General features: G+C 63.4%; 7 protein-coding genes. 4 read left to right on the top strand and 3 right to left on the bottom strand.

Annotated features, from left to right (window positions below):
* From Q0D45_RS18110 to Q0D45_RS18120, 3 genes are all read left to right on the top strand, one after another.
* Positions 1–325 (top strand): inorganic diphosphatase (locus Q0D45_RS18110; RefSeq protein WP_293396077.1); only part of this gene is annotated, 325 nt, incomplete at its 5' end.
* A gap of 115 nt (positions 326–440) precedes the next feature.
* Complete coding sequence (gene purD / locus Q0D45_RS18115) at positions 441–1,751, top strand: phosphoribosylamine--glycine ligase (RefSeq protein WP_293396080.1); 1,311 nt, start codon at positions 441–443, stop codon at positions 1,749–1,751.
* Positions 1,748–2,455, top strand: coding sequence for a RimK/LysX family protein (locus tag Q0D45_RS18120; protein ID WP_293396083.1), 708 nt, complete (start codon positions 1,748–1,750; stop codon positions 2,453–2,455). The genes purD and Q0D45_RS18120 overlap by 4 nt, the downstream gene beginning before the upstream one ends.
* A 75-nt stretch (positions 2,456–2,530) precedes the next feature.
* Here Q0D45_RS18120 and rho read toward each other — a convergent pair whose 3' ends face one another.
* Together rho and trxA are read right to left on the bottom strand one after the other, a co-directional pair.
* Positions 2,531–4,249, bottom strand: coding sequence for a transcription termination factor Rho (gene rho, locus Q0D45_RS18125; RefSeq protein ID WP_366946496.1), 1,719 nt, complete (start codon positions 4,247–4,249; stop codon positions 2,531–2,533).
* A gap of 27 nt (positions 4,250–4,276) precedes the next feature.
* Positions 4,277–4,612 (bottom strand): thioredoxin TrxA, encoded by a 336-nt coding sequence (gene trxA, locus Q0D45_RS18130; protein WP_022976210.1) that lies wholly within the window; start codon positions 4,610–4,612, stop codon positions 4,277–4,279.
* Between the two features lie 255 nt (positions 4,613–4,867).
* Here trxA and Q0D45_RS18135 point away from each other — a divergent pair, with 255 nt between their 5' ends.
* Positions 4,868–6,202, top strand: a complete 1,335-nt coding sequence (locus tag Q0D45_RS18135) for a DEAD/DEAH box helicase (protein ID WP_293396089.1) — start codon at positions 4,868–4,870, stop codon at positions 6,200–6,202.
* A 6-nt stretch (positions 6,203–6,208) separates the two neighbouring features.
* Here Q0D45_RS18135 and Q0D45_RS18140 read toward each other — a convergent pair.
* Positions 6,209–6,776 (bottom strand): HAD-IA family hydrolase (locus tag Q0D45_RS18140; RefSeq protein WP_293396092.1); only part of this gene is annotated, 568 nt, incomplete at its 5' end.

Below are 6,776 nucleotides of genomic sequence, written 5' to 3' on the forward strand. Positions count from 1 at the left end.
GGTCGACGTGCTGGTGATCACTCCGCATCCGGTCGTTGCCGGCTCGGTGATCAAGTGCCGCGCGCTGTGCGTGCTCGACACCGAAGACGAGAAGGGCACCGATGCCAAGCTGCTCGCCGTACCGGTCGACAAGGTGTCGAACGGTGCCTACGACCATCTGCGCGATCTGGCCGACGTACCGGAGCGGGTCAAGAACGAGATCCACCACTTCTACTCGTCGTACAAGGCGCTGGAGAAGGGCAAGTGGGTCAAGATTTCCGGCTGGCGCGATGCGGCTGCCGCTCGCGGCGAGATCGAAAAGGGCATCGCCGACTACAAAGGCTGACTTGGGGGCTAAGCCCTTAAGACACTCGCTGCACCGCTGATCGGAAAAGGCAGGCCGCGCGCCTGCCTTTTTCTTGTCCGACGTATAACCGCCTCACGATTCAGGAATGTCCCCCATGAAGTCCCTCGCCAAACAGAAAGTGCTGGTCATCGGCAACGGTGGCCGTGAGCACGCGATCGCCTGGAAGCTGGTGCAATCGCCGGACGTTGCCGAAGTGCTGGTGGCGCCGGGCAATGCCGGCACCGCGACCGAAGCCGGCTGCCGCAACTGCGCGGTGGCTGTCGAAGACATCGCTGGCCTGCTGAAACTGGCGGCGGACGAGGGCGTGAGCTTCACCGTGGTCGGGCCGGAAGTGCCGCTGTCGAAAGGCGTGGTCGATGCTTTCCGCGCCGCTGGCCGACGCATCTTCGGGCCGACCCAGGCCGCGGCGCAGCTGGAATCGAGCAAAGCGTTCACCAAGGCTTTCCTCGCGCGTCATCAGATTCCGACCGCGCAGTACCAGGTGTTCACCGACGTGCAGCCGGCCCTCGATTACGTTGCCGGGCGCGGCGCGCCGATCGTCGTCAAGGCTGATGGCCTGGCCGCTGGCAAGGGCGTGGTGGTCGCCGAAACAGTCGCCGAAGCGCAGGCCGCGATCTGCGACATGCTCGGCGGTGCCTTCGGTGGCGCCGGTGCCCGGGTCGTCATCGAGGATTTCCTGCAGGGTGAGGAAGCCAGCTACATCGTTGTCGCCGCCGGCACGAACTACGTGCCGCTGGCTTCGGCCCAGGATCACAAACGCGTGTTCGATGCCGATCAAGGCCCGAACACGGGCGGCATGGGCGCGTACTCGCCGGCCCCGGTGGTCACCGCCGAGGTCGATGCGCTCGTGCGTAAGCTGGTCATCGAACCGACCCTGGCCGGCATGGCCGCCGAAGGCACGCCGTTCACCGGCTTTCTCTATGCCGGTTTGATGATCGACGCGAAAGGCATGCCGAGCGTCGTCGAATTCAACGCCCGCCTCGGCGATCCGGAAACGCAGCCGATTCTGATGCGCCTCGATTCCGATCTGCTGAGCCTGCTCGAAGCCGCAGTCGATGGCGATCCGAATGCCGCACCGCCGGTCTGGAATCCGCAGGTTGCGCTTGGTGTGGTGCTCGCCGCCGGTGGTTATCCGGGCGAGATTCGCAAGGCCGATGAAATCTTCGGCCTCGATGCCGCTTTCGGCGACAAGGCCAAGGTCTTCCACGCCGGCACCAGCTTGAACGCGGCCGGCAAGGTCGTCACCTCAGGCGGCCGTGTGCTCTGCGTGACCGGCCTTGGCGATACGGCAGCAGCTGCTCAAGCAGCGGCCTATGAAGCAGTCGGCAAGCTCGGCTGGACCGGCGTACATTTTCGCAGCGACATCGGCTATCGCGCAGTAGCACGGGAACGGAACATCGAATGAATCGGATAGCGGTCGCAGTGCTCGCAGGTCTCGCCGTCATGTCAGCGGCGCAGGCAGAGACCTATGGCCGCAGCGAACGGGTGAGGGTGCTCGGCAGCTCGGGCATCGAAGTCATCGGTAGGCTTGATCCTGCGGCCAAGGGCTCGAGTCTGCGCGCCGTCAACGTCAAGTATTTCAATCGCGATGGCGGTACCTGGGTGCGCTTCACGATCGACAACGGCAGCGTGCTGCCGGGCAGCCGGGTCACCCTGGAGCGTCCCATGCTGAAGGACGTGAAGCTCAAGCAGCGCGATGGCGGCGTCGAGCATCGGCCGGAAGTGGCCATCGCGCTGTGCATCGGCCGCACGACGCTGGAAACGACGCTGACGGTTTCGGATCGCACCGGCTATACCGCGCCACTGACCATTGGTGGCGATGATCTGCGCAAGCTGGGCGCGGTCGATCCGGGGCGCGAGTACACGATCGAGCCGAGTTGCCCGCCGAATGCCGACGGTGCAATGCCAGCGCCGATTGCTGCATCTGGCGGTAGACCTGCCGTTCCGACGGCAACGCCTAGTTCTGGGCAGTTCAGATGTGATGGTCGGCAACACTGCTCAGAAATGAATTCGCGCGCTGAGGCCGAGTTCTTCGTCAAGAACTGTCCGAACACCAAGATGGATGGCGATAACGACGGAGTTCCCTGCGAGCGCGATTCCCGCTGGTAGCGAGTTTTACCGGATGAACTGATCGGCAATAAAAAAAGCCGCAGCAAGCTGCGGCTTTTCTGTACCTGGCTGCGATCAGTTCCGCTTCATCGAATCGAAGAAATCGGAATTGGTCTTGGTGCCGCGCAGGCGATCGAACAGCAGCTCCATCGCCGCCAGTTCGTCCATCTGGTGCAGCAGCTTGCGCAGGATCCAGACCTTCTGCAGCTCGCCCGGATCGACCATCAGCTCTTCCTTGCGCGTGCCGGAACGGTTGATGTTGATCGCCGGGAACACGCGCTTCTCGGCGATGCGGCGTTCGAGGTGCAATTCCATGTTGCCGGTGCCCTTGAACTCCTCGTAGATGACTTCGTCCATCTTCGAGCCGGTATCGATCAGCGCCGTGGCGATGATGGTCAGGCTGCCGCCTTCCTCGACATTGCGCGCGGCACCGAAGAAGCGTTTCGGCTTCTGCAGCGCATTGGCGTCGACACCGCCGGACAGCACCTTGCCCGACGACGGCGCCACGGTGTTGTAGGCGCGAGCGAGGCGGGTGATCGAGTCGAGCAGGATCACCACGTCGCGCTTGTGCTCGACCAGGCGCTTGGCTTTCTCGATCACCATGTCGGCGACCTGCACGTGACGCTGGGCGGGTTCGTCGAAGGTCGAGGAAATCACTTCGCCGCGCACCGTGCGCTGCATGTCGGTGACTTCTTCCGGACGCTCGTCGATCAGCAGCACGATCAGGTAGACGTCCGGATAGTTCGCCGCGATCGACTGCGCGACGTTTTGCATCAGGATGGTCTTGCCGGCCTTCGGCGGACTGACGATCAGGCCGCGCTGGCCCTTGCCGAACGGCGCGACGATGTCGATGACGCGCGCGGTGATGTCTTCGGTCGTGCCATTGCCGCGCTCCATCACGAAGCGCTCATCGGCGAACAGCGGCGTCAGGTTTTCGAAGTTGACCTTCTTCTTCGAGACTTCCGGCGCCTCGTAATTGATCGTGTCGACCTTGAGCAGCGCGAAGTAGCGCTCGTTGTCCTTCGGGCTGCGAACTCTTCCGGCAACGGTATCGCCGGTGCGCAGGCCGAAGCGGCGGATCTGGCTCGGACTGATGTAGACGTCATCTGGCCCCGCCAGGTAGCTGGCATCGGCACCACGCAGGAAGCCGTAGCCGTCCTGCATGATTTCCAGCACGCCATCGGCCTGGATGAAGTCGCCGCGGCGCGCGGCGGCGCGCAGCAGGTTGAAGACGATATCGGTCTTGCGGGCGCGGGAGATGTTCTCCAAGCCCATCGCTTCGGCGGTTTCGTACAGTTCGGCGGCAGTCTTCTTCTTCAGATCCGAGATGTGCAGGATCTTCTGCTCACGCGGCGGCAAGGGTTCGCCGTTCGGGCCGAACTGCGGTGCTTCCTCCATCGGCTCGTCGCCGGGGCCGAAATTGCCGCCGACATTGCCGTCGCGATCAGGACGCTGGCGCTCGCCGTTGTTCTGGTTGCCGCGCTCGGCCTGGCCGCCGTTGTTGCCACCGCCGCCGTTATTGCGGTTCTGGTGGCCGCCACCGTTGTTCTGCTGGTGGCGACGCCGCTGATTGTTGTTCTGGTTGTTGTTGTTCTGTTGCTGCGGGCGAGGCGGAGCGATGACGACCGCTGCTGCGGACTCTCCGCCACCGCCGCTTTCGCTGCCTTCAAGCATCTCGACGTCGGCCGGCAGCCCTTCGAGGCGTTCGCCCCGGTCCTGGGCGCCATTCTGGCCGTTGTTGCCTCCGTTGTTCTGACCGTTGGAGTAATGCGGACGGCGACGATGCTTGATCATTTTAAGCGGGGAGGGGGTCGCGGAGGATCAGGCGGTCGCCAGATGAGGCTGGACGAACGCGGCGAGCTGGGCCTTGTGCACGGCACCAACCTGGGTGGCGGCAGGCGCGCCATTCTTGAACAGGATCAACGTAGGAATGCCACGGATCGCGAACTTCGGCGGCGTGCCCGGATTCTCGTCGACATTCAGCTTGACGATCTTCAGCTTGCCCTTGGTTTCAACGGCGATCTGCTCGAGCACCGGCGCAATCATCTTGCAGGGCCCGCACCATTCGGCCCAGAAATCGACCAGAACGGGAACGTCGCTGTTCAGCACGTCGGCTTCAAAGCTGGCGTCGGTGACAGCCGAAATGTTTTCGCTCATTTACGAACTCCGATGGTGTCTGCCGGATGGTGGCGGACGAATGTTGATGGCCCTGTTGACGATCTGGGGTAGGCCGATGCGTAGCGCAAGGGCCGTGACACGTCAGTGGGGACGGGCCGCGCGCGTTCAATGCGCATGCCCTGACGATCTGCTTTAATAGCCGGAAGAATTTCTGCGATTTCGACTGTGATTGCGCGACGCGTGGTGCGCTTCAGTCGTTGTGATTGCTCGTATTTCAATCCAAGTCCCGATCAAATGCAAGCCTCGTTAGACGCCACTGCTTCAGAAGCCGCGCGTCCCCAGCACTTAAGCGACACCTCTTTCGACAGCTTGCCGCTGCACGAAACCCTGAAGTCGAGCCTGGCGGCGATGGGTTACTCCCATTGCACGCCGATCCAGGCCGCGACCCTGCCGCTGGCCTTGCAGGGCAAGGATCTCGCCGGTCAGGCGCAGACTGGTACGGGCAAGACGGCGGCCTTCCTGCTGGCGACCATGCATCACCTGCTGACCCAGCCGCGCACCGGCGAAGAAGGTCAGCCGCGCGCTTACATCCTGGCGCCGACCCGTGAACTGGCATTGCAGATCTACAACGATGCGCTGCAGCTCGGTGCTCACACCGGCCTGAAGCTCGCCGCCCTTTACGGTGGTACCGGCTATGACACCCAGAAGAGCGCGATCGCCGAAGGCGTCGACATCCTGATCGGCACGCCGGGCCGGATGATCGATTTCTTCAAGCAGGGCCTGTACAAGCTCAATGGCATCGAAGTGCTGGTGCTCGACGAAGCCGATCGCATGTTCGATCTTGGCTTCATTGCCGATATCCGCTTCCTGATGCGGCGCATGCCGCGCCCGGGTTCGCGCCTGAACTACCTGTTCTCGGCAACGCTGTCGCACCGCGTGCTGGAGCTTGCGTACGAGCACATGAACAGCCCGGAGCGGATCGAGATCGAGCCCGATCAGGTCACTGCCGAGCGTGTTCGTCAGTCGCTGATCCACGTCGCCAACGAAGACAAGCTACCGATGCTGGTCGGCCTGATGCGCCATCACGCGCCGATCCGCACGCTGGTGTTCGTCAACACCAAGCGCGGTGCCGAAGACGTCGAGGCAGCGCTGAAGGCCAATGGCTTCAACGCCGGCGTGCTGTCCGGCGATGTGCCGCAGAACAAGCGCGAGCGCCTGCTCGGCGAGTTCAAGCTCGGCGAACTGCCGGTGCTGGTGGCGACCGATGTCGCCGCGCGTGGCCTGCACATCCCCGAGGTGTCGCACGTCATCAACTTCGATCTACCGCAGGATGGCGAGGATTACGTACACCGCATCGGCCGCACGGCGCGCGCCGGCGCTTCGGGTGACGCGATTTCGCTGTGCTGCGAGACCTGGGTCTATTCGCTGCCGATCATCGAGAAAGCGATCGGCATGCGCATTCCGCAGTCGCTGAATCCCGACGATCTGATGCCGCAGGACTACATCAAGCCGAAGCACGTGCACCGCGATCGCAGCGGTGCGCCGCCGCGCCGTGATGGCGGCCGTCCAGGCGGTGGTCGTCCTGGCGGCGGTGGCGGCCGTTCGCGCTCGACGCGTCCGGTTCGCTAAGACAGTTCAGCGAACCGGCACTGGCAGTAGTTCCGGCAAGCGATTCACTGCGGGAAAGCCTTCGATCACCCGCGGTGCAGCGGTCGAATCCGGATGCAGCATCGCGATCACTTCCCGAATGCCGTGATCGCGTGCGGCATGCAGCACCGGCAGGCTGTCATCGGCGAACAGCGTGCGCTTGGGATCGAAGGGATGGCGCTCCTGCAGCAAGTGCCAGAAGCGCGCGTCTTCCTTCGGCATGCCGAAGTCGTGTGAGGAAATCACCCGATCGAAATACTGGCCGATGCCGGTCTTGGCCAGCTTGACCGTCCAGCTGCCCGGATGAGCATTGGTCACCAGCCACAGCGGCCGGCCACTGGCGCGTACCGCATTGAGAAAATCCTCGCTGCCCGGCAACACCTGCATGCGATGCTGCATCTCGATCTTCATCGCGATCACGTCGAGCCCGGTCCAGCGGCTCCAGTAATCGAGGCAGTACCAGTTCAGCGTGCCGCGCGTGGCCTGGAACTCGGGCTCCATCCTGGCCAGCGATTCGGCAAGGCTGATGCCCTGTAGCTCTGCATAGCGCTGAGGC

The organism is Nevskia sp. (assembly GCF_023266035.1).
Lineage (GTDB): Bacteria > Pseudomonadota > Gammaproteobacteria > Nevskiales > Nevskiaceae > Nevskia.

Bases quoted from the DNA above. Each gene is read 5' to 3' on its own strand.
- rho (WP_366946496.1), bottom strand. From the start codon at position 4,249: ATGATCAAGCATCGTCGCCGTCCGCATTACTCCAACGGTCAGAACAAC.
- Q0D45_RS18120 (WP_293396083.1), top strand. From the start codon at position 1,748: ATGAATCGGATAGCGGTCGCAGTGCTCGCAGGTCTCGCCGTCATGTCA.
- purD (WP_293396080.1), top strand. From the start codon at position 441: ATGAAGTCCCTCGCCAAACAGAAAGTGCTGGTCATCGGCAACGGTGGC.
- trxA (WP_022976210.1), bottom strand. From the start codon at position 4,612: ATGAGCGAAAACATTTCGGCTGTCACCGACGCCAGCTTTGAAGCCGAC.
- Q0D45_RS18135 (WP_293396089.1), top strand. From the start codon at position 4,868: ATGCAAGCCTCGTTAGACGCCACTGCTTCAGAAGCCGCGCGTCCCCAG.